Source organism: Curtobacterium sp. MCBD17_040 (assembly GCF_003234805.2).
Lineage (GTDB): Bacteria > Actinomycetota > Actinomycetes > Actinomycetales > Microbacteriaceae > Curtobacterium.
Window position 1 is genome coordinate 2,606,838 of sequence record NZ_CP126273.1, and the last position, 22,330, is coordinate 2,629,167.

At 72.3% G+C, this 22,330-nt stretch carries 19 protein-coding genes and 1 tRNA gene; 7 read left to right on the top strand and 13 right to left on the bottom strand.

Annotated elements, in window-relative coordinates; all coding sequences use genetic code 11:
• Positions 1–53 precede the first annotated feature (53 nt).
• On the top strand, positions 54–1,490 hold the full coding sequence (locus DEI94_RS12190; RefSeq protein ID WP_111027074.1) for a class II fumarate hydratase: 1,437 nt from the start codon (positions 54–56) through the stop codon (positions 1,488–1,490).
• A 253-nt stretch (positions 1,491–1,743) separates the two neighbouring features.
• Here DEI94_RS12190 and phoH2 read toward each other — a convergent pair whose 3' ends face one another.
• From phoH2 to DEI94_RS12205, 3 genes are all read right to left on the bottom strand, one after another.
• Complete coding sequence (gene phoH2, locus DEI94_RS12195; protein WP_258374937.1) at positions 1,744–3,036, bottom strand: RNA 5'-3' helicase PhoH2; 1,293 nt, start codon at positions 3,034–3,036, stop codon at positions 1,744–1,746.
• 483 nt (positions 3,037–3,519) lie between these two features.
• Entirely contained in the window at positions 3,520–4,629 is a 1,110-nt protein-coding gene (locus DEI94_RS12200) for an aminotransferase class V-fold PLP-dependent enzyme (RefSeq protein WP_111010898.1), read from the bottom strand.
• A gap of 211 nt (positions 4,630–4,840) precedes the next feature.
• Positions 4,841–5,620: an isoprenyl transferase gene (locus tag DEI94_RS12205; protein ID WP_111010899.1), complete on the bottom strand. Its 780-nt coding sequence runs from the start codon at positions 5,618–5,620 to the stop codon at positions 4,841–4,843.
• Between the two features lie 79 nt (positions 5,621–5,699).
• Between DEI94_RS12205 and trhA the strand changes: the two genes are divergently transcribed.
• Positions 5,700–6,425: a PAQR family membrane homeostasis protein TrhA gene (gene trhA, locus DEI94_RS12210; protein WP_111013680.1), complete on the top strand. Its 726-nt coding sequence runs from the start codon at positions 5,700–5,702 to the stop codon at positions 6,423–6,425.
• A 20-nt stretch (positions 6,426–6,445) separates the two neighbouring features.
• Here trhA and DEI94_RS12215 read toward each other — a convergent pair whose 3' ends face one another.
• Positions 6,446–6,826: a hypothetical protein gene (locus DEI94_RS12215; protein ID WP_349815153.1), complete on the bottom strand. Its 381-nt coding sequence runs from the start codon at positions 6,824–6,826 to the stop codon at positions 6,446–6,448.
• The gene (gene mca, locus DEI94_RS12220; RefSeq protein ID WP_181434886.1) at positions 6,823–7,707 is read right to left on the bottom strand and encodes a mycothiol conjugate amidase Mca; all 885 of its coding nucleotides are present in this window, start codon (positions 7,705–7,707) and stop codon (positions 6,823–6,825) included. The genes DEI94_RS12215 and mca overlap by 4 nt, the downstream gene beginning before the upstream one ends.
• Positions 7,708–7,803: 96 nt before the next feature.
• On the opposite strand from mca, the gene DEI94_RS12225 reads away from it, so the two are divergent.
• Together DEI94_RS12225 and greA are read left to right on the top strand one after the other, a co-directional pair.
• Positions 7,804–8,253 carry a DUF4307 domain-containing protein gene (locus tag DEI94_RS12225; protein WP_111010901.1) on the top strand — a complete coding sequence of 150 codons (450 nt, stop codon included), beginning with the start codon at positions 7,804–7,806 and terminating at the stop codon, positions 8,251–8,253.
• A gap of 71 nt (positions 8,254–8,324) precedes the next feature.
• Positions 8,325–8,813: a transcription elongation factor GreA gene (gene greA / locus DEI94_RS12230; protein WP_111010902.1), complete on the top strand. Its 489-nt coding sequence runs from the start codon at positions 8,325–8,327 to the stop codon at positions 8,811–8,813.
• Between the two features lie 196 nt (positions 8,814–9,009).
• On the opposite strand, the gene ilvA is transcribed toward greA, so the two are convergent.
• Complete coding sequence (gene ilvA / locus DEI94_RS12235; RefSeq protein ID WP_111027633.1) at positions 9,010–10,254, bottom strand: threonine ammonia-lyase; 1,245 nt, start codon at positions 10,252–10,254, stop codon at positions 9,010–9,012.
• Between the two features lie 57 nt (positions 10,255–10,311).
• Positions 10,312–11,667 (bottom strand): AI-2E family transporter, encoded by a 1,356-nt coding sequence (locus tag DEI94_RS12240; protein ID WP_258378093.1) that lies wholly within the window; start codon positions 11,665–11,667, stop codon positions 10,312–10,314.
• Positions 11,668–11,782: 115 nt separating this feature from the next.
• On the opposite strand from DEI94_RS12240, the gene DEI94_RS12245 reads away from it, so the two are divergent.
• Positions 11,783–13,042 carry a winged helix-turn-helix domain-containing protein gene (locus DEI94_RS12245; protein ID WP_111027634.1) on the top strand — a complete coding sequence of 420 codons (1,260 nt, stop codon included), beginning with the start codon at positions 11,783–11,785 and terminating at the stop codon, positions 13,040–13,042.
• Positions 13,043–13,054: 12 nt separating this feature from the next.
• Here DEI94_RS12245 and DEI94_RS12250 read toward each other — a convergent pair whose 3' ends face one another.
• Positions 13,055–13,636, bottom strand: a complete 582-nt coding sequence (locus DEI94_RS12250) for a LemA family protein (RefSeq protein ID WP_111011421.1) — start codon at positions 13,634–13,636, stop codon at positions 13,055–13,057.
• Between the two features lie 345 nt (positions 13,637–13,981).
• Here DEI94_RS12250 and DEI94_RS12255 point away from each other — a divergent pair, with 345 nt between their 5' ends.
• Both DEI94_RS12255 and DEI94_RS12260 read left to right on the top strand, forming a co-directional pair.
• A complete protein-coding gene (locus DEI94_RS12255; protein ID WP_111027635.1) occupies positions 13,982–16,237 on the top strand; it encodes a hypothetical protein in 2,256 nt (751 codons plus the stop codon).
• Between the two features lie 110 nt (positions 16,238–16,347).
• Positions 16,348–18,057 carry a class I adenylate-forming enzyme family protein gene (locus tag DEI94_RS12260; RefSeq protein ID WP_111027636.1) on the top strand — a complete coding sequence of 570 codons (1,710 nt, stop codon included), beginning with the start codon at positions 16,348–16,350 and terminating at the stop codon, positions 18,055–18,057.
• An 86-nt stretch (positions 18,058–18,143) separates the two neighbouring features.
• On the opposite strand, the gene DEI94_RS12265 is transcribed toward DEI94_RS12260, so the two are convergent.
• The 5 genes from DEI94_RS12265 to DEI94_RS12285 form a co-directional block, all read right to left on the bottom strand.
• Entirely contained in the window at positions 18,144–18,419 is a 276-nt protein-coding gene (locus DEI94_RS12265) for a hypothetical protein (protein WP_111011424.1), read from the bottom strand.
• 370 nt (positions 18,420–18,789) lie between these two features.
• Positions 18,790–19,890, bottom strand: coding sequence for an acyltransferase family protein (locus DEI94_RS12270; RefSeq protein ID WP_111027638.1), 1,101 nt, complete (start codon positions 19,888–19,890; stop codon positions 18,790–18,792).
• A 53-nt stretch (positions 19,891–19,943) separates the two neighbouring features.
• A tRNA-Leu gene (locus tag DEI94_RS12275) sits at positions 19,944–20,016 on the bottom strand.
• A 141-nt stretch (positions 20,017–20,157) separates the two neighbouring features.
• Positions 20,158–21,720 (bottom strand): NAD(P)/FAD-dependent oxidoreductase, encoded by a 1,563-nt coding sequence (locus DEI94_RS12280; protein WP_111027639.1) that lies wholly within the window; start codon positions 21,718–21,720, stop codon positions 20,158–20,160.
• A gap of 36 nt (positions 21,721–21,756) precedes the next feature.
• The gene (locus DEI94_RS12285; RefSeq protein ID WP_111027640.1) at positions 21,757–22,305 is read right to left on the bottom strand and encodes a DUF501 domain-containing protein; all 549 of its coding nucleotides are present in this window, start codon (positions 22,303–22,305) and stop codon (positions 21,757–21,759) included.
• Between the last annotated feature and the right edge of the window lie 25 nt (positions 22,306–22,330).

Sequence of the window (22,330 nt, forward strand, 5' to 3'; positions counted from 1 at the left end):
CAGCCGACCGGCCGACCGCCGGGGACCGGCACCACAGGAAGGACCACGACGACGTGACCGAAACCACGACCTCCCCATCCGCCGACGGCAGCACGGCGGACAGCGGCGACTACCGCATCGAGCACGACACGATGGGCGAGGTCCGTGTACCGGCCTCGGCCCTGTACCGCGCACAGACCCAGCGGGCGGTCGAGAACTTCCCGATCTCGGGCAGCGGCCTCGAGCCGGCGCAGATCGTCGCCCTGGCCCGCATCAAGCGCGCGGCGGCGATCGTCAACGGGCAGCTCGGGGTCGTCGGGCCGGAGGTCGCCGAGGCGATCGTGGCGGCAGCCGACCGGATCATCGGCGGGGAGCACCACGACCAGTTCCCCGTGGACGTCTACCAGACCGGCAGCGGCACGTCGTCGAACATGAACATGAACGAGGTCCTCGCGACGCTCGCGTCGGACGCCTCGGGGACCGCGGTGCACCCGAACGACCACGTCAACGCGTCGCAGTCCTCGAACGACGTCTTCCCGACCTCGGTGCACATCGCGGTGACCGCGGCGCTCATCCACGACCTGGTCCCCGCGCTCGACCACCTGGCCTCCGCACTCGAGGACAAGGCGGCGCTGTGGGCGACGGCCGTGAAGAGCGGCCGGACGCACCTCATGGACGCCACCCCGGTGACGCTCGGACAGGAGTTCGGCGGGTACGCCCGGCAGATCCGACTCGGGATCGAGCGCGTGCAGGCGACCCTGCCGCGGGTGGCCGAGGTCCCCCTCGGCGGCACCGCGGTCGGCACCGGGATCAACACCCCCGCCGGGTTCCCGCAGCGCGTCATCGAGCAGCTCGCGTCCGACACCGGCCTGCCGATCACCGAGGCGGCCGACCACTTCGAGGCGCAGGGCGCTCGTGACGGCCTCGTCGAGGCATCGGGCGCGCTCCGGGTGCTCGCCGTGAGCCTGACGAAGATCAACAACGACCTGCGGTGGATGGGGTCGGGTCCGAACACCGGGCTCGGGGAGCTCCGGATCCCGGACCTGCAGCCCGGATCGTCGATCATGCCCGGCAAGGTCAACCCGGTGATCCCCGAAGCCACGCTCATGGTCGCCGCGCGCGTCATCGGCAACGACGCCACCGTGGCCTGGGCCGGAGCCTCCGGCGCGTTCGAGCTCAACGTGGCGATCCCGGTCATGGGCACCGCGCTGCTCGAGTCCATCCGGCTCCTGACGAACAGCACGCGCGCGCTCGCCGACAAGACCATCGTCGGGCTCGAGGCCGACCTCGACCGAGCTCGCGGGTTCGCCGAGTCGTCCCCGTCCATCGTCACACCCCTGAACCGGGTGATCGGGTACGAAGCCGCCGCGAAGGTCGCCAAGTACGCCGTCGCCGAATCGATCACGGTGCGCGAGGCCGTCGTCGCCCTCGGGTTCGTGGAGCGGGGCGAGGTCACCGAGGAGCAGCTCGACAGCGCGCTCGACGTGCTGAGCATGACGCACCCGAACTGACCCAGCTCGGACCGGACGAGGACCCGGGCGACCTCGACTCCCCCACCGGAGGCCGCCCGGGCTGCACACGCCGCGAGCCGGCGGAGGCCGTCCCCAGAGCCGGAACCGACCCGCGACGTGTACGGATCCAGCATGGCGGGACGACCGACGCCGCCGACCCGTCCCTCCCGGATCTGTGGAGAGACGTGTCGGCGGCGCCGGTGTGGAGGAGCAGTCGGGCGCTCCGCCAGCTCGGAGCTCCGCCAGCTCGGCTCTACGCCAGCTCGGGCGAGTCGAGCATCTCGGTGACGAGCGCCGCGATGGCCGACCGTTCGGACCGCGTCAGCGTGACGTGCGCGAACAACGGGTGGCCCTTGAGCCGCTCGATGACGGAGGCGACGCCGTCGTGCCGACCGACGCGCAGGTTGTCGCGCTGCGCGACGTCGTGGGTCAGGACCACGCGCGAGTTCTGCCCGATCCGGGACAGCATCGTGAGCAGCACGTTGCGCTCGAGGGACTGGGCCTCGTCGACGATCACGAACGCGTCGTGCAGGGAACGCCCGCGGATGTGGGTCAGGGGCAGGACCTCGAGCATCCCGCGCTCCTGGACCTCCTCGAGGACGTTGTCCGACACGAGGGCACCGAGTGTGTCGAACACGGCCTGCGCCCACGGGTTCATCTTCTCGGCGGCGTCGCCCGGCAGGTAGCCGAGCTCCTGGCCACCCACCGCGTACAAGGGGCGGAAGACCATGACCTTCTTGTGCTGCTGCCGCTCGAGCACCGCCTCCAGACCGGCGCAGAGCGCGAGCGCCGACTTGCCGGTGCCGGCGCTGCCGCCCAGGGACACGATCCCGATCTCGGGGTCGAGCAGGGCGTCGATCGCGAGGCGCTGTTCCGCCGACCGGCCGCGGAGGCCGAAGACCTCACGGTCGCCGCGGACGAGCGCCACCGCTCCCGGCGTGTGGACGCGTCCGAGTGCCGACCCGCGCTCCGAGTGGATCACCACGCCCGTGTTGACCGGCACGCCGTCGAGGCTGGCGGAGCGGACCTCCTCGTGCTCGTAGAGGCCCGCCATCTGGTCGCCCGAGATCTCGAGCGTCGTGACGCCCGTGTAGCCGCTGTCGACCGCGAGTTCCGCGCGGTACTCCTCGGCCGGCAGGCCGATCGACGCCGCCTTGACGCGGAGTGGGAGGTCCTTCGACACGACGACGACGTCGAGGCCGTCGTTCGCCAGGTTCATGGCGACCGCGAGGATCCGGGAGTCGTTGTCGCCGAGCTGCAGCCCCGACGGCAGCACGGTCATGTTGGAGTGGTTGAGCTCGACGCGGAGCGAACCGCCCTCGCCGACCGCGACGGGGAAGTCGAGGCGCTCGTGCTCGATGCGGAGCTCGTCGAGGATCCGCAGGGCCTGCCGAGCGAAGTACCCGATCTCGGGGTCGTTCCGCTTCGACTCGAGCTCGCTCACCACGACGACCGGCAGCACGACGGCGTGCTCGTCGAACCGGAACAGGGCGCGCGGATCGCTGAGCAGGACGGACGTGTCGAGCACGTAGGTCCGTTGCGCGATACCGGCGGACGCATCGGCGGCCCGTCCCGAGCGGGGTGCGGCCCCCGCTGTCGAGGACGTTCCACGCGAGGTGTTCTGAGAGGTCACGACCACTCCATCCCCGGGCCGCGTTCGACCCGGTCCTTGTCCTCGGAACGGCCACGACGCGGTCTCGAAGCTCCGCCGGTGGCCGCTTCGACCGGGCACGATGCCCGATGTCGCGAATCTACGTCCGCCCACCGACACGCTCCCGGGGACACGCGGCGGCTCCGGGTTACGAGGGCGTGAACGCTCGTCACTCGTGCCCCAGCCCGGCCGGGCCGGCCAGGGCCGGCCCGGCCAGGCCCGGCCCGTGCCATTCCGCGAGATCGCAGTAGTTGTCGTTGTGACGGGGCGAGAACGACACCTACTGCGATATCGCGGAGGTTCGGGGCCGGGCCGGAAGCCGGACGCCGGTCGCCGGAGGCCGGACGCCGGTCGCCGGACGCCGGACGCCGGAGCGGGTCAGACCATCGTCGCGAAGGACACGAGCGCGTCCCGCAGCATCGCCAGGGTCTCGTTGGTCGTCGAGACGAAGACCGACACACGCAGCGTCCCGGCGCGGGTCGTCGCGGTCACGCCGTGGTTGTGGAGCGACGCGGCGAGCGCGGTCAACCGCTCGGGTGCGGGCCGGAGCACGACGATGCCCGCGCGCTCGCGGCGGTCGCGCGAGGACTCGACGACGACGCCGAACTCGTCCGCCAGGTCGAACACCCGCTCGGCCCGCTCGGCGACGGCGGCCTCCACCGCGGCGACACCGACGCCGGACAGGGACTCGAGGGAGACCGCGAGCCGCGCCTGCGCGACCGGGTCGATGCGCGTCATCTGGTACGCGGCGGCGCCCGGCGCGACGGTCGGGACCTCGCCGGGCTCGCCGACGGTGCCGGCGGGCCCGGAGAGCGCGGGCTGCAGCCGCTCGAGCGCGCGGTCGCTGAACGACACGAACCCGGTCCCCCAGCCGGCGTGCAACCACTTCTGGCCGCCGGTGGCGATGACGTCCGCGACCTCGTACGGCTCGTCGACGGCGCCGAAGCCCTGGATCGCGTCGACGATGAGCAGGCGGTCCCCGATCACGTCGCGGATCGCCGCGAGGTCGGCTCGGTACCCCGTCCGCCAGTCGACGAGGCTGAGCGCGACCGCGGCGACGTCGTCGCTGAGGCGCGAGGCGATGAGGTCCGGCGTCATCCACCCCGCGCCGGACTCGATGACGAGCGGCTGCACGCGCCCCGTGGCGGCGGCGGCGCTCGCGAGTGCGAGCGGCAACGACGGGTACTCGTCCGCGGCGACGAGGACACCGCCGGTCAAACCGAAGGCGGTGTGCAGGAGTCCGGGCGTCGTCGCGGTCTGCGAGACGACCTGGTCGTCGCGACGGCGGACGAGGCGCGCGGCGACGGTGCGCACCCGCGCGTCCTGCTCGTCGAGCACCTCCATGGCGCCGAAGCGGACGTGCTCCTGGATGGTGCCGAGCACGCGCTGCTCCTCGAGCACCGCGGTCTGGACCGGGCCGAACGCCGCGTGGTCGAGGTACCCCGGCTCCTCCTGGAACCCGGCGGCGTACTCGTCGATGGTGGTCACGTCCGGTGGTCTCCTGGTTCTGGTCCGCCGACCGTCCCCATCCCCGGTCGATGCGTCCTCATGGACGCGAGCGCTGTGAGTGTACCGAGAACGCGCTGGTGCCGCTGCACCGGAGCCGCAGAGCGCACGCACCGGCGATCCGACAGGGCCGGGAGGACCGTGGCCAGGCCGACGCGATCCGGCCGGACCGCAGTCGGGAGGCCCGCAGCCGTCAGCCGCCGAACCGGCGCGACCGCCGCCCGAAGTCCCGCACCGCGCGGAGGAAGTCGACCTCGCGCAGGTCCGGGTAGAACGCCTCGACGAAGTAGAACTCGCTGTGTGCGCTCTGCCAGAGCATGAAGTCGGACAGACGCTGTTCGCCCGACGTCCTGATGACGAGGTCCGGGTCGGGCTGTCCCTGCGTGTAGAGGTGGTCGCCGATGAGCTCGGGCGTCAGCACCTCGGCGAGGTCGTCGAGCGTCCCACCGCCCGCACCGTGCGCCCGGACGATGCTGCGCATGGCGTCCGCGATCTCGCGCCGGCCGCCGTACCCGACGGCGAGGTTGACGTGCAGCCCCGTGTGCTCGGCGGTCTCTGCCTCGGCACCCTCGAGCGCGCGGACGAGTTCCGGCGGCAGTCCCTCGTTCGACCCGACGTGCTGCACCCGCCACGTGGGATGGGCCGCCAGGTTCGCGGCGAGTTCGGCGATGATCCCGGTGAGTTGTCGGAGCTCGTCCGAGTGCCGCCCCGTCAGGTTGTCGGCGGACAGCAGGTACAGCGTGACGACCTGGACGCCGAGGTCGTCGCACCAACCGAGGAACTCCGGGATCTTCGCGGCTCCGGCCCGGTGGCCGTGCGCGGCCGTCTCGAGCCCGAGCTGCTTCGCCCATCGGCGGTTGCCGTCGACGATCATCGCGACGTGACGTGGGGTGGCGGCGATCTGCGCGCGGATGCGGCGCTGGTAGGCGCGGTAGACCAGGCCTCGCCCTGTCCATCCCGCCCTGGCGCTCACGCGACAACGCTAGTGCACGGACCTGCACCCGGGATCCGGCCGACGCACGCACGACGGCCGGGTCGCCTACCGTTGGACCATGACCGATCCCAGCCCGGACGCGCTCCCGCACGTGCCGTTCGTCGAGGAAGCCGAGGAGGCCCGGGACGCGTCGGTCGCGTCGGCGCCGGTCCCGCCACCCGCCTGGCGTGGGTGGATCCACCTCGGGGCGTTCCCCGTCGCGGCCGCGCTCGGCATCGTGCTCGTCTGCCTGGCTGCGACCCCGGCGGCGAAGGCCGCGAGCGCCGTGTTCACGGCGGCGTCCCTCGTGCTGTTCGGTGTCTCGGCCACCTACCACCGGTTCCGGTGGAGCCCACGCGTCAAGGGCGTCCTCAAGCGGATCGACCACACGAACATCTTCTTGCTCATCGCCGGCACGTACACGCCCGTCGCGGTCTGTGCGCTCGGCGACCGCGACGCGACCGTGCTGCTCGTCGTGATGTGGAGCGGCGCGGCCCTCGGGATGGCGTTCCGGGTGTTCTGGGTCGGAGCCCCGCGCTGGCTCTACGTGCCGCTGTACGTCCTGCTCGGGTGCTCCGCGCTGTTCTACCTGCCGCAGCTGTTCGCCGCCGACACGGCGATGATGGTCCTCGTCCTGACGGGCGGGCTCGCGTACGTGCTCGGTGCGGCCGTGTACGGGTTCAAGCGGCCCGACCCCGCGCCGCGCGTCTTCGGGTTCCACGAGGTGTTCCACGCCTTGACCGTCGTGGCGTTCGTCGCGCAGTGGACGGGCGTGCTCGTCGTCGCGCTCCATCCGGTGCGCTGACCGCGATCCGGCCGGAGGCCTCAGCCGCGCTCGGTGTCGTCCCCGACGTCCGCGCGTCCGGCGTCACCGGTCCCGCGGACGTCTCCGCAGCCTCCCGGGCCCCGGCGGTCGTCCTGGCCGCCGCGGCCGTCGAGGTCCCCGAGGCCGTCGGCGTCCTCGCCCGGGAGCTCGCCGCGGGCCTCGGCCTCGAGCCGTTCCCGGATCTCCGACCGGTACCGGGTCCGGCGGATGCGCCGGGTCATGTCGACGACGAGCGCGATCGTCGCGACCGCGACGATCGCGATGACGACGAACCCCCACACGCCCGGCGTGACGTCGACGTCGGGCACCGTGGAGGCGGGCGTGGTCGGTGACGTGGCGGCCGCGAGCACGAGGGCCCCGGTCAGGACGGTGGCGCTCATCGGGCGGACTCCTCGTCGATCCCGGCGAACAGGTCGGTCTCCGGCAGCGTGGTCGGCACACGGGACTCGACGAGCTGGAAGTCCTCGGTCGGCCAGATGGCGGCGACGACGTCCGGGGGCCAGAAGAAGAAGCGGCTGTCGGTGGGCACCTGGCTGGCGTGGGCCCGCAGCGCGGCGTCACGCGCGGCCAGGTGCTCGGCCACGTGGACGTGGGAGGTCGACAGGTCCTCGCGCCCCTCGAACCGCTCGAGGAACGTCGCCATCTCGGCGAGCTCCGGCGCGTCCGGGTCGCGTTCGGCCATCGCCGCGTACATCGCGCGGAACCGATCCGGGTTGAACGTGCGCTCGTAGTAGAGCTTGTCGATGGTCCACGGGGCGCCCGCCTCGGGGTAGGCGGTCGGGTCGCCGGACGTGCGCCAGGCCTCCATCGCGATCTCGTGCGACCGGATGTGGTCCGGGTGCGGGTAGCCGCCGTTCTCGTCGTACGCGATCATCACGTGCGGACGGAAGCGCCGCACGATCCGGACGAGGACCGCCGCGCTCGTCGTGATCGGGACGGTCGCGAAGGTCCCCGGCCGCACCGTCTCGCCCTTCTCCGCGTCGGGGAGTCCCGAGTCGTGGTAGCCGAGCCAGACGTGGTCGATCCCGAGGGCCGCCTGGGCCGCCGCCATCTCCGTCCGTCGGTGTCCGGCCATGTCGCGGTGCGCCCGGCTGCGCGCGGGTTCCGGGAGCTGCTCGTTGAGGATGTCGCCCGCCTCACCACCCGTGCACGAGACGACGAGGACCTGAGCGCCCTCCGCCACGTACTTGGCGTACGTCGCGGCTCCCTTGCTCGACTCGTCGTCGGGATGGGCATGGACCGCGATGAGACGCAGGGGCACGACACTCCTCGATGCTGCCGGCGCTGGCCGGGCGGGCGAACCCCGCGAGGGGCCGGGTGAACTACCCTGGGACGAGGATAATCGTTCCAGGAGTCCATGCTGTCCGCTTCGCACACCCCCACGCCAGGCCTCGGATCCGCACAGGGATCGGCTGCAGCCGCCCTCGACGACCGCTACGGTCGCACCCCGGGGCGACGCCGACGGTCCGTCCTCGTCGCGGTCGCCGCGGCGATCGTCATCGTGGTCGTGTTCACGGTCTGGGTCATCTGGGCCGGTCCCGGCCAGACCGACCACGGCCTGGACTCCGAGGACGTCGGGTACCACGTGCAGTCGGACCGTGCGACGCTCGTGCACTCCCAGGTGTCCGTCGACCCCGGCAACCGAGTCGACTGCGCGGTGCAGGTGCTCGACAAGTCGTTCACCATCGTCGGGTGGAAGGTCGTCGACCTGCCGGCGAGCACCCAGCGCACGACCTCGATCGACACGGTCGTCAAGACGAGTTCCCGCGGTGTCACCGGCTTGATCAACACCTGCTGGATCCCTTAGTCTGCTCTGATTCGCCAAGCGAGACCGGCCCCTCCGGCCGGTCTCCTTTTTTTCGGCCGAAGGGAACACCCATGAGCAACGACACCCAGGTCACCTGGCTGACCCAGGAGGCGCACGACCGTCTCCAGGCGGAGCTCGAGCAGCTGCGCGGCCCCGCTCGCACCGAGATCGCGCAGCGCATCGAGGCCGCGCGCGAGGAGGGCGACCTCAAGGAGAACGGCGGCTACCACGCCGCGAAGGACGAGCAGGGCAAGATCGAGGCCCGCATCCGTCAGCTCACCGAGCTCCTCAAGCACGCCACGGTCGGCGAGGCCGACTTCGACGGCACGGTCGAGCCCGGCACGGTCGTCACGGCCACGATCGCGGGTGACGACTCGACGTTCCTCGTCGGCAACCGTGAGATCGTCGCCGACGGCGCCGACCTCACGGTCTACAGCCCGTCGAGCCCGGTCGGCGCCTCGATCATGGGGCTGCGTGCGGGCGACGCGACGAGCTACACCGCGCCGAACGGCAGGGAGATCGCCGTCACGGTGCAGAAGGTCGAGCGGTACGAGCCGTAGGCGGCTCCCCCGATCCACGTCGAACGCCCCCGTCGCTCCGCCGACGGGGGCGTTCGACGTCCCCGCATCTCCTCCCGCGAGATCGCACTCGTTGCCGCTCTGGTGCCTCCAGAGCGGCAACGAGTGCGATCTCGCGGGATGGGGGCAGGCGGGCGGGAGGGGCGGGACCGGTCCGCACCGGCCCTCCCGACCGTCGTCAGTGGCGGACGAGTGGACGGAACCCGGCCTCGCGCAGGCGCTCCGTGACCTCGGCCGCGTGCTCCGGCCCCCGGGCCTCGATGCTCAGCTCGAGCGCGACCTCGGTGATCTCGAGCCCCTGCCCGTGCCGCGTGTGCAGGACCTCGACGACGTTCGCACCGGCGTCCGAGATCACCTGCGACACGAGGGCGAGCTGCCCCGGGCGGTCGGGGAGCATGATCCGGATCGCCACGTAGCGCTGCGCCGCGACGAGCCCGCGCGTGATCACGCGCTCCATCATGAGCGGGTCGATGTTGCCACCGCTCAGCACCACCACGGTCCTGCCGGAGTCGCGGATGGTCCCGGCCATGATCGCCGCCACACCCACCGCGCCGGCCGGCTCGACGACGAGCTTGGCGCGTTCGAGCAGCACGAGGAGCGCCCGGGCGACGTCGTCGTCGGCGACGGTGACGATCTCGTCGACCAGGTCGCGGACGAGCGGGAAGTTGAGCTCGCCGGGTCGGGCGACCGCGATCCCGTCGGCGATGGTCGGGGTGGTCGTGATGGTGGTCGGCGCACCCGCCTCGATCGACACCGGGTACGAGGCCGTGTTCGCGGACTGGACGCCGACGACCCGGATCGACCGGCCCTGCTGCCGGGCGACGCCCTTGACCGCGAGCGCGACACCGGAGACCAGGCCCCCGCCGCCGATCGGCACCACGACCGTGTCGACGTCCGGCACCTGGTCGACGATCTCGAGGCCGACGGTGCCCTGCCCGGCGATGATGTCCGGGTGGTCGAACGGCGGGATGAACACCGCGCCGGTCCGGGTGGCGAACTCCTGGGCAGCGGCCAGGGCCTCCTCGACGCTGTGGCCGTGGAGGACCGTGTCGGCGCCGTACTGCCGGGTCGCCTGCAGCTTCGGGAGCGCGACGCCGACGGGCATGAAGATGGTCGCCGGCACGCCGAGCTCACGGGCCGCCAGCGCGACCCCCTGCGCGTGGTTGCCGGCGCTCGCGGCGACGACGCCGCGCCGGCGCTCGTCGGCGTCGAGCGCCGCGAGCCGGTTGTACGCACCACGGATCTTGTACGCACCGGTGCGCTGCAGGTTCTCGCACTTGAGGTGCACGGCCGAGCCGAGGATCTCGCCGAGGAACTGCGATGTCTCCATCGGGGTGACGCGCGCCACACCCTCGACGACCACCCGTGCGGCCTCGACGTCGTCGAGGGTCGGGACCTGCGGCACGGTGCTGGGGATCGTCACCGGACCATCATCGCGTGTCGGCGCACGTCCCGCGACGGGTCACCGTCGCGGGACGACTCACTCGACGTCGACCGCGGTGCCCTTGTTGGCGGTCGGCTGCTTGTCACTGCCCGGTGCCGGCACGTCGTCGCCGATCTTGTGCCGGTGCCACCGCGACCGCGGGATGACCGTGGTGCCGTGCTCGGGCTTGGCGTCGCGCACGTGGTCGGAGTCCATGTACTTCCAGCGCCCCTGCGCGACGGTCGTGACCATCGAGTTGAGCACGGCGATGAGCGGCACGGCGAAGAACGCGCCGGCGATGCCGGCCAGACCGGAGAACGCCGTGACGCCGAGCACGACCGCGAGCGGGTGCACCTTGACCGCGTTGCCCATGACGAGCGGCTGGAGGATGTGGCCCTCGATCTGCTGCACGAGCAGGACGACGCCGATGACGAGCAAGGCTGCGACGGGGCCGTTGAAGATGAGCGCGACGAAGACCGCGAGGAAGCCGGTGACGATCGCGCCGACCACCGGCACGAACGCCCCGAGGAACACGAACACGGCGATCGGGATGACGAGCGGCAGCCCGCCGAAGAACAGGCCGACGAACCAGGAGCCGAACCCGATGCCCACCGCGTCGGCGAACGCGACGAAGATCTGCACGCGCACGAAGCTCGAGAGCGTGATCCAGCCGGCGACGCCCGCGCCGTCGACCGCCGCGCGGGCCTTGATCGGGAACACCCGAACCGACCAGCGCCAGACGTTCTTGCCGTCGATGAGCAGGAAGATCACCGTGAACAGGATGACGAACAGGCCCTCGGCGACGTGCGTCAGGCTCGATCCGGCGCTCGCGACGCCCGACAGGATCGAACTCGAGTGCGCCTGGAGCCAGTTCGTGCCCTGGTCGAGGTAGCCCGAGATGTCCTTCTGCGTCACGCCGAGGCCCGCGCCCGCGATCAGGTCCTTGATGTTGTCGAACTGCGACAGCGTCTGCTTCTTGAGGGACGGGTAGGACGAGACGATCTGGCTCACGACGAGCCAGAGGAGTGCGGCGACCGCGGCGAGCCCGCCGATCAGGCTGATGACGATCGCCGCCCACTTGGGCACGTGGTGCCGCTGCATCCAGTTCGAGATCGGGATGAGGAACGCCGCGATCACGATGCCGACGAGGAACGGGATGAGGATCTCGCTGAACAGCGTCATCAGCCAGATGAAGAGCGCGATCACGCCCACGACGACGAGGATCCGCCAGCTGAACGCACCGGCGATCTGCATGCCGACGGGGACGTTGTCCTCGACGACCGACGCCGGATGCCGTCGCGACGGGACCTGCTCTCGACCTGTCCGCGCCTGCTCGCGACCCGCGGGGCGCGACAGCGCTGGTGCCGGCCGCGTCGTCCGGACGTCCGGTTGCTTCTTCTTGCCCCATGCCATTGCGCCAGTGTATGAGCGCGTGCCCGTTCGTGTTCCGATCCCGGAATACGATGCGCGCGTTCCGGACGACCGGGAGGCAACGGGCACGTCGGAGGCCGCCGGTAGCGTTGCGGCCATGGTCCGGACCGCACTCTCCGCCGCCCAGGCACGACGCGTCGCGCTCGGGGCACAGGGCATCGGCCGCGCGGTCCCGGAGGGCGCGGTGTCGAGCCGGACCATCCGCGCCCTCGTCGAGCGGCTGGGGCTCCTGCAGATCGACTCCGTGAACGTGTTCGAGCGGAGCCATTACCTCCCCGTCTTCGCCCGCCTCGGTGCATACGACAAGGCCCTCCTCGACCGCATGACGATGACGAGGGGCGCCGCCCACCTGGAGTACTGGGCGCACGAGGCCGCGTTCATCCCCCGCGCGAGCTGGCCGCTGTTCCGGTGGGCGATGGACACGCGGCGTGCGCGGGACCACGCCGACCCCGACGGCTTCGCGGCCACCCACGCGCCACTCCTCCGGGAACTCCTCGCCGTGCTCCGCGCCGAAGGGCCCCTGCCCGCCAGCGCGGTGGAGCACGAGAGCAACGTGCGGCGAGGACCGTGGTGGGGCTGGAGCGACGTCAAGCGGGGGTTCGAGCACCTGTTCCGCTGGGGCGACGTCGTGAGCGCCGGGCGGAGCGGCTTCGAGCGCGTGTACGGCCTGCCGGACCAGGTGCTGTCGGCCGAGGTGCTCGACACGATCCCGGACGAGACCGACGCCGTCCGCACCCTCGTCGAGCGCTCGATCCGGGCCTCCGGCGTCGGGACGCTCGCGGACGTCGCGGACTACCACCGCCTCCGGTCGGACCAGACGCGGTCGGCGCTGCGCGACCTCGAGGACGCCGGGGTCGTCGTGCCCGTCGAGGTCGAGGGCTGGGGCCGCCCGGCGTGGATGCACGCCGACGCCACGGTCCCCCGCCGTGTCGAGGCCGACGCCGTGCTCAGCCCGTTCGACCCCGTCGTCTGGTTCCGGCCGCGCGCCGAGCGCGTCTTCGGCTTCCACTACCGGATCGAGATCTACACACCGGCCCCGAAGCGCGTGTACGGCTACTACGTGTTACCGGTCCTGCAGGACGACCAGGTCGTGGGCCGGGTCGACCTCAAGAGCGACCGCCAGCACGGTGTCCTCCGCGTCCGGACGGCATGGGAGGAACCCGGCCGACACCTCGATCCCGGGCGTCTCGGCGCACTGCTGCTCCGCACCGCGGACTGGCAGGGACTCGACGCCGTGGCGGTCACCGACCGGGGAACAGCGGCAGCGCGGCTCGCGGACGCCCTCGGTGTGCCGCTCGTGCCGCACGAGGCCGCGGACGACGCCGAGGCCGCGGACTCCCCGCCGGACGGCCCCTGACGACCGCACCCGTCAGAACTGCACGCGCGGGGGTTCGGCGATCGCGGCGGGCTCCGCGGTCTCGAAGAACGGTGCCTCGCGGTACCCGCGGTTCCGCGCGACCGCGGAGCCCGGGAACACGCGGATCTTCGTGTTGAGCTCGCGGACGCTGCCGTTGTAGTAGCGGCGCGCCGACTGGATCTTGTCCTCGGTCGCGACGAGTTCCGACTGCAGCTGCAGGAACGCCTGGCTCGACTGCAGCTGCGGGTAGCCCTCGGCGATGGAGAACACGCGCTTGAGTGCCTTCTGCATGTGCCCCTCCGCCTCCGACGCAGCCGTGGCGTCGCCCGCGCTCAGCGTCTCGGCCCGGGCCTGCGTCACGGTCTCGAACAGACCGTTCTCGTGGGTGGCGTACCCACGGACGGTGTCGACGATCGTCGGGACGAGCTCGGCCCGCCGGTGGAACTGCGTCTCGATCTCGCTCCACGCCTGGTCGACCCGGCCCTTCAGGGCCACGAGCGACCTCGACGTGGCCCAGACAGCGATGCCGACGACCACCAGCACGACGACGACCACTCCGACGACGATGAGCGTCGTGACGAGACCGGTGTCCATGGCGAGTACTCCTTCTCCGCGACGGACACGCAGGCACATGTGTCCGTATCGACTATACGGGCGGCACCAGGAGCGCTCGGCCGCCGGGGTACTGGCTCTCGGCTGATTCCCGCGCACCGTTCGGCTGGTTCCCGGGCGCGTGGAGCCTTCGTCACGATTTCGCATCGGCTGGATCCGCCGAGCCGAGCGAGTGGTTGACGTCGGCCCGCGGGTGACCTCGAATGGGGGGCAGTGGATCAGGGAACACGAGCGGGCCGGGGGGCCGTCGGGTGGCCGGTCGTCCGTCGACCGCCCGCTCGGCGCCGACGCGCCCTGCGGGGGCGACGGGTCGCATTCGCCACCACGGTGCCGCTCGCCGTCATCGTGGCCCTGCTCGCCGCGGCGGCTCCCGCACGCGCCGCCTCGCCCGACGCGACGGCACGTGCTCCGATCACCACCACCATGCCCCGGGCCGTGCCGACCCAGCCGGCGGGCGCACAGCAGGCGGCGCCGGCCGCCTCGGCGAGCCCGACCGCTCCGACGCCGGTCGCACCGTCGATCGACGACCAGTCGGCCATCACCACCGGAGCCGGCCGGTTCACGGGCCGCGGGACCCCGGACGACCGCGTGCGCGTCGCCGACCCGAGCACGCCCACGGCGTCGGTCTGCTCGACCACCGTGACCGGCGACGGGACGTGGGCGTGCACCGGACCGGTCCGCTCCGGGCCCCGCCAGGTCTTCACCGTCCTCGACACGACGCACGACGACCTGGCGCCCGACGACGCCGCACCCGTCGACGTCCTGACACCGCCGGTCGTCACGACGACGGGCCCGACGACCGGGGGCGTGACCGGCACGGGGTACCCCGGAGCGCGGGTGACGGTGGACGCCGGGAGCGCCTCCCGAACGGCCACGATCGCCTCCGACGGGTCCTGGTACGTCTCCTGGTCCGCCGGGCCCGACGCCCTGACGACGGGGACCTGGACGATGACGGCGACCCAGGCCGCGGATCCGGCGCTGGGGTTCGCCGCGACCGTGCGCAGCACGTCGTCGTCACCGGTGGCCGTCAGCGTCGACCGCACCGCGCCCGTCGCCCCGGTCCTCACGCGTCCCGCGGTCGGCACGCACGTCCGGGCGCAGCCGATCACCGTCGCGGGCACCGGCGAGACCGGCGACACGGTCACGGTGTACGTCGACGGCAATCCGGTGTGCCAGAGCGCGGTCACCGCGACCCGCTGGTCGTGCACCACGGCCGGATCGAGCATCCCGGACGGCACACGCAGCTTCGCGGCGGGACAGCGCGACGCGGCGGGGAACCTCTCGCCGGTGTCGGCCGGGCGCGCGGTGGTCGTCGGGGGCGCCCTGACCGACGCACCGAGCGGCGGTCCGACGTCGTCCGGCGGCGACGGGGGCGGCACGTCCGGCGCGGCGCCCTCGTCACCGCACGCGACGGGACGGGCCGAACCGGGCCTCCCGGGCGGTTCGGTCCGTGGTGGCCCCGGGTCCGGCGCGTCCGGGTCCGGTACGGGCGGGTCCGGTACGGGCGGCGGACCCGGTGGCGCGACCGGCGACGACGCGAGCGGTACCGGCGGTGGCGGTGCGGGCGCCCGACCCGACGACGGTTGGACGGCGGCGACCGCCTACGACGCACACGTGCCGAGCATCCCGGCGAGCGTCTCGCTGCGGACCCTCGTGCTGGTGCTCGTCGGGGTCGCCGCGTTCCTCGTGCTCGTCGCGGTGCCGCTCACCCTGCTCGCCCGGTCCACCCGCGGCCGGTTCCGGTGGCGTCTCGCACGGTTGACCGGGCGGAACCGCCCCGTCGCCCCGACCGCCGAGGGCGCGGGGGCGCTCCCGACGTGGGCCGCGGTGTCCGTGTCGGCCGGCGTCGCCAGCCTGCTGACGCTGTTCGCGACCGGCATCGCCGCGGAGCCGCGCTACGCCCGCCTCGCGATCGCGGTCGTCCTCGGGACCGCCGTGCTCGCGGTCGCCGTGGTGGTCGCCGCACGATGGAGCGCGGGACCGTCCCGCGACGCCGTCGTCGTCCGGGTCTCCCCGGCCCTCGTGGTCGCGGCGCTCGTCGCGTGCCTCCTCACCCGGAGCGCGCACCTCGCACCCGCGGTGCTGCTGGGCGTGCTCATCGTCCCCTCGGTCGGCGTCGGTGGACGCGATCCGCTCCCGCACCGGCACGTCCGACTCCCGCGCAGGGTCGTCGCCCTGGGCACCGACGGGGCGAGCGTGAGGAGCGCGACCGTGCAGACGGGCGCGCTCCTCGCGCTCGCGGCGATCGGCTGGCTCCTGTGCAGCGTCAGCGCCGGAGCGGGGTTCTGGCACCAGTTCCTGTCCGAGTTCGCCACCACCCTCTGCGTCGGCGGCCTCGGGTCGGTCGTGACCACGCTCCTCCCCGTCGCCGGGTCGGCCGGCGCCGCACTGTGGGCGACGTCCCGCGCGCGCTACGCCGCCGTCGCGACCGTCCCCGTGGCGCTCGCGGTGGCCGTGTACTCGGGCTCGACCGGCACGCACCTGTCCCTCGCGACCGTCGGGGTCACCATGGGCGGCTGCGCCGCGGTGGCGGTCGCCGTCTGGACCTGGACCCGCGTCGTCGAGCCCGCCCTGCGCGACTGACGGGAGGCCCGACCGGCCGTCCGCGGATCGACCCGCCCCGGCGGTCCCCCGCGATACGCTGACGGACGGTGCGCCGGAGCCCGCCGACGCGCCGACGAGCTGGAGCGACCATGAGCACCGACACCGACCGCACACCGGACACGACGACGCCGTACGACCCCACCCGCTTCCGCGGGGTGTTCGAGGGGCAGTACACCTACGCCAACGGCTTTGCCCGCAACGTGCACCGGTTCGCCGATCGGCCGGCCCTGCGCGATCCGTCCTCCGGACGCTCCTGGACCTACGCCGAGCTCGGCGACGCCGTCGACCGCGTCGGTGGTTGGCTCGTCCGGAACGGCGTCGGACGCGGTGCCGTCGTCATGGCGGAGCTGTTCAACGGTCCGGAGCTCGCGATCGCGTACCTGGCGTGCCACCGCATCGGCGCCGTGTTCTCGCCCACGAACTTCCGCCTGGCCCCTGCCGAGGTCGCGTACATCATCGACGACTCGGCACCGGTCGTGCTCCTCCACGACGCCGCGCGGACCGGGGACATCACCGACGCGCTCGCCACCGCCACCCACGCTCCCGCGCGGGTCGTGGTGGTCGGGGCCGACGCGACGTCCGCGGACACCGAGTCGTTCGAGACCCTGCTGGCGGCCGAGCCCGTCACGCACCTCGAACTCGCGGAGCGCGACGACGCACGGCCGCGGACCACCTACGACGAGACCACACGCCTGTACACGTCCGGCACGACCGGACGGCCGAAGCCCGTGCCGCTGCCGAGCCTCGTCGAGGTGCTCAGCGCACACGACGTCATCATGCACTTCCCGCTGACGCCGTTCGACAAGACGCTCAACATGTCGCCGCTGTTCCACCGAGGTGGCCTGTACTCCGGCGGCCCCAACCCCGTGTTCTACGTCGGAGCGGAGCTCACCACCCTCCGGCACTTCGACGCGGACGCAGTGCTCGACCTCGTCGAGTCCGAGCGGCTGACGTTCCTCATCGGCGCCCCGACGAACCTCGTCCAGCTCGCCGACGCGCAGGAACGCCACGCCCGGGATCTGTCGTCGCTCCACGGCATCGTCACGATGGGCGCTCCGCTCGACCGTGCCGCCGCGCTGCGGTTCCAGGAGCTGCTGACCCCGCGGATCTTCAACGGGTACGGCACCACCGAGACCTTCTGGAACACGTTCCTGCGGCCGGAGGACTTCCCCGACGGCGCTGGTTCCACCGGCCGTGCGTCCACCGACGACGACGTGGCGGTGGTCCAGGTGTACGCCGACCGCCTCGCCGACCCGACGGACACGGTCGCCAAGGACGGCACCGAGATCGGCGAGTTCGCGGTCCGCACCGTCAAGTCGGGCTACTCGTACCGGAACCCGCAGCTCGAGGACGAGAAGTTCTCGGACGGCTGGTTCTACCCGGGCGACCTCGCCACCTGGGACACCCAGGAGCGCGTGACGATCGTCGGGCGCAAGGACGACATGATCATCTCCGGCGGCGAGAACGTCCACCCGGTGCAGGTCGAGGCCGTGCTCGGGGAGCACCCCGGCGTCGCCGACTCGGTCGTCGTGGGCGTGCCCGACGAGCGGTGGGGCGAGGTCGTCACCGCCTACGTCGTCCGCAGGCCCGGCGACGGTCTGCCCGAGGACGACGCGGCAGCGGCAGCCGCGCTCGAGTCGTTCACCGGATCCCACCCCGCCCTCGCCCGCTACAAGCGCCCCCGGCTGTACCGGTTCGTCGACAGCATCCCCTACAACGCGACCGGCAAGAAGGTGCACTACGTCGCCAAGGCGACGGCGGCCGAGGACCACGCGGCCGGGCTGCTCATCGCGCCCTGACCCACTGCCCACCGGTCGGGAGGCTCGGGACCGGCTCGCCCCGCGCCTCCCGACCGCACCGCTGACGGTGCCGCAGCCCCGAGACCTCAATGGTCGCCGTCGGCGGACCGACGAATCGCCGCGGCGAGCTGTGCCGCACCACCCAGGACGGCGGGGACCCCGACGGTGCAGGCCCACCCGGGGTCACCGGCGGCGATCAACACGACTGCGGCACCGAGTCCGCCGAGCGTCAGGGCCTGCGCACCGAACGCGCCGATGAGAACGGCTGTCGCTTCCGCGGCGCTCAGACGCTCGAGTGCGTCCGCGTCGACCGCCTCACGTCGGAGGTGAGCCTCGACGATCCGCGCCGCAGCGCCGGGCACGACTGTGTCGTACTCGGCGAGTGTCCGCGGGGCAGGAAGCGGGCCGATGAACGATTCGGCTGCCGCCGCTACCTGGAGGCCCCCAACCGCGTCCTGTCGGTCGTCGTCCGTGCTCGCCTCGACGGAGTACGCCGAGTGCGTCGCCTCGATCTCACCGCCACTCGCATCGATGTGGCTCGCGCTGCATCCCCGGTGATCCCGACGTACACGCCGTGCCGGAACCCGTTCGCCATCCGGCTCATAATCGTCCCCCACACCATGGTCCCCTTCCCCGTTCCGTGGCGAACGATCGTCGCACGAGCCGACCGCGGAAACCCAATCGGCGGTATACGAAATGCCGGTGATGTGCGCAATGTCCCGAAGGGCGGCGTCAGCGGTGCGCTGGGACGTCCGCGCGTGGTGTCACGGAGGCACGCGTGCCGGTCAGCCGCGAGGGCGCCGTGAACAGCCAGGGGAACCGGAGCCGCTCGAGGACGATGCCGAGCAGGATCGGACCGACGACGCCCGCGAGCGTGCCGACGACCACGTGGACGACCGGGTCCTGGACGCCGAGGTGCGACAGGACGATCCGGGTGCCCGACGCGAACGTGATGCTCGCGAGGAAGATCTCGAGCGTGCGGCGGCCGACCGCACCGACCCAGGTCAGCCACGACACGGCCGCGAGCAGCCGGGAGACCGCGATCACCGCCACGAGGCCGACCAGGGTCGTGAGCAGACCGAGCGCGACCGCCACCACCCCGTGGTGGTCGCCGGCACTCGGGGTCGGCGTGCCCTCGGTCGTGCCGAACACCAGGGCGACGAAGGCCACGGTCCCGACGAGCGCGACGACACCCACCACGGGCATCCGCACGCGCGCGATGAACTCGATCACGCGGCGCGCGCCGATGCACACGCCGAGGAAGAAGAACACCCAGATCCCGAGGCCCTGGACGAGGGCGACGCCCAGGTCCGTGCCCCAGCCCGCGATGCTCACGACGAGCGCTCCCACGATGCTGGCGATCATGACGGCACGGGACCGCCACGGGCGGACGAGCGCGGCCACCGTCGACACGGCCACGAGCCACGGCAGGAACCAGAGCTGCCCGTCCGGGTGCAGCAGGTCGAGTGTGCTCGTGATGCTCGTGGGCGAGTTCACGAGGGCGCCGGCAGCCAGTTTCACCACGCCCTGCACGAGCGACCACACGACGTAGACGTAGATGAACAGCACGTCGCGGCTGCGGAGGTACCGGCCGACGCCGTCACGATCGACGGCGCGAGCGACGAACAGGCCGCTGATGAACGCGAACACCGTCAGGTGCACGCTGTACAGGAGTCGGTCGGTGTCGATGTAGCCCACCGCGTGGCGGTCGAGGATGTGTGCGGACGCCAGTCCGCGCAGGACGTGGCCGAGCACGATCATGGTGATCGCGATGCCACGGGCAATGTCGAGGGTCGCGTCTCGGGTCGACGCGGTTCGGGTTCGGGTCGTCACGATCCGCAGCCTAGGGGGTGACGGGCCGTCGCGGGGGCGCCGGCGGTGTTCGGTGCCCCCGGAGGGATTCGAACCCTCAACTCGGCGATTTTAAGTCGCATGCCTCTGCCGTTGGGCCACGGGGGCGGCGCGGGCCAGCCGCGCACCGAGCGTTGCTCGGGAACGCGTTCCAGCCTAGATCGTCGGCACCCCGGACGCGGACGAGGCGGCCACCCCGTGGGGTGACCGCCTCGATCGTGGTCGATCCGCTGGCGCGGACGGGGTCGGCTACTCCGCCTTCGCGCTGACCGGCGCCGACTCCGCGGCCGGCTCGGCGACGGGCTGGGCCGCGGCAGCGGCGTCGGCCTTCGGCGCAGCGGCCTTCTTGGCGGCCGGCTTGCGCGTGGTCGTCTTCGCGGCGGGCGCGGCGTCGTCCTTCTTGACGTCCTTCGAGACGTCGTCGGCGGGGGTCGCGTAGACCGGGCCCGACGCACCCTCGGGCGTGCCGGCCTCGGGCATCGGGGGCTTCGGGCGCGACGCGAACGTCTCGAACGCGGCACGCGGGGTCTCGCGGTCGTCGAGCGAGACGATGTCGCGGCCGAACATCGTGCCGGTGAGCCAGTCGCCGACCACGCGGACCTTGCGCTCCCACGACGGCATGGCCAGGCCGTGGTACCCGCGGTGCGCGCCCCAGGCGAGGAAGCCCTTCATCGCGAACTTGCCCGACTGGAACACACCGATGCCGAGGCCGAGGCCCGCCACCGCGCCGAGGTTCTCGTGCTTGTAGTCCTTCGGCTCCTCACCGCGGATGACCGCGACGAGGTTCTTCGCCAGCTGCTTGGCCTGGCGGACCGCGTGCTGGGCGTTCGGCACGCACATGCCGCCCACACCGCCGCCCGTGAGGTCCGGCACCGCCGCGACGTCACCGCAGGCCCAGGCGTCCGCGACGATCCCGTTGTCGTCCACGACACGGAGGTCCGGCTGCACACGGATGCGTCCGCGCGGCTCGAGCGGGAGGTCGGTGCCCTTGACCATCGGGTTCGCCATGACGCCCGCGGTCCAGATGATGAGGTCGGACTCGACGGTCTGGATCTCGCCCTCGTTCGGCTTGAGCTGGCAGACGCCGCCGACCGCCGAGGCGAGCTGCGTGTCGAGGTGGACCTCAGCGCCGCGCTCGGCGAGGTTCTTGAGGACCCAGTGGCTGGTCTCGAGGGAGACCTCGGGCATGATGCGCCCCATCGCCTCGACCAGGTGGAAGTGGGTCTCGTCGAACGAGATGGTCGGGTAGTTGCGGAGCAGGTTCGTGGCGAACGACCGCAGCTCGGCGAAGATCTCGATGCCGGCGAAGCCACCGCCGACGACCACGACGGTGAGGAGACGCTCGCGCTCCGGGCCGGCGGGCAGGTTCGCGGCCTTCGCGAAGTTCGTGAGGATCTTGTCGCGGATCGCGGCGGCTTCCTCGATGGTCTTGAGGCCGATGGCCTCCTCGGCGACGCCGGCGATCGGGAACGTGCGCGAGACGGCACCGGCGGTCATGACGAGCGTGTCGTAGGTCTCCTCCCACGGCTCGCCGACCTGCGGCGTGATCGTCGCGGTCTTCGTGGCGTGGTCGACCTTGGTGACCTTGGCCGTGACGACACGCGTCTTGCCGAGGTGCCGACGGTGCGCGACCACCGCGTGCCGCGGCTCGATCGACCCGGCCGCGACCTCCGGCAGGAACGGCTGGTAGGTCATGTAGGGCAGCGGGTCCACCATCGTGACCTCGGCCTCGCCCGGGCGGAGCGCCTTCTCGAGCTTCCATGCTGTGTAGAAGCCGGCGTAGCCGCCGCCGACGATGAGGATCTTGGGCACGAGTGATGTCTCCTTGGATGGGGGTTTGCCGAGAGTTTACTCTCTGCCTCCGCCCACCCCGACTCCGCCGTCGTCCACCCCATCGTACGTCACGCAGGCGCACCGCTCGGGGCTCCAGGCCGCCCGTTCGAGCGCGAGGTCGCCGATCGGGTTCACGCCCGGCCCCGCGGCGAGGGCGTGCCCCACGAGCGCGTGCAGGCACTTCACCCGGTTCGGCATGCCGCCCGCGGTGACCCCCGCGATCTCCGCGACGACCTCGATCGACTCGCGGTCCGCCAGGTACGCCTCGTGCGCGGCACGGTACGCGTCGGCCACGGACTGCTCCTCGAGGAGGGCCGCGAGCTCCGGCATCGCACCCGTCGCCTCGAGCGTCGACACCGCGGCCGTCGCCGCGGGGTGCGTCAGGTAGTACAGGGTCGGGAAGGGCGTGCCGTTCGACAACCGGGGCTGCGTCGCCACCACCGTCGGCGCACCGCACACGCAGCGCGCCGGGATGCCGATGACGTCACGCGCGGGACGCCCGAGCTGGGCCGAGACGACGGCGACGTCACGGGCGGTGGGCGGATCGAACGGAGGAGTTGCCACGGGACGGTGATCCTACCCGGTGCAC

Excerpts from the sequence above, each read along its gene's own strand:
- trhA (WP_111013680.1), top strand. The coding sequence starts at position 5,700 with ATGACCGATCCCAGCCCGGACGCGCTCCCGCACGTGCCGTTCGTCGAG.
- DEI94_RS12215 (WP_349815153.1), bottom strand. The coding sequence starts at position 6,826 with ATGAGCGCCACCGTCCTGACCGGGGCCCTCGTGCTCGCGGCCGCCACG.
- DEI94_RS12225 (WP_111010901.1), top strand. The coding sequence starts at position 7,804 with ATGCTGTCCGCTTCGCACACCCCCACGCCAGGCCTCGGATCCGCACAG.
- greA (WP_111010902.1), top strand. The coding sequence starts at position 8,325 with ATGAGCAACGACACCCAGGTCACCTGGCTGACCCAGGAGGCGCACGAC.
- DEI94_RS12240 (WP_258378093.1), bottom strand. The coding sequence starts at position 11,667 with ATGGCATGGGGCAAGAAGAAGCAACCGGACGTCCGGACGACGCGGCCG.
- DEI94_RS12245 (WP_111027634.1), top strand. The coding sequence starts at position 11,783 with ATGGTCCGGACCGCACTCTCCGCCGCCCAGGCACGACGCGTCGCGCTC.
- DEI94_RS12250 (WP_111011421.1), bottom strand. The coding sequence starts at position 13,636 with ATGGACACCGGTCTCGTCACGACGCTCATCGTCGTCGGAGTGGTCGTC.
- DEI94_RS12260 (WP_111027636.1), top strand. The coding sequence starts at position 16,348 with ATGAGCACCGACACCGACCGCACACCGGACACGACGACGCCGTACGAC.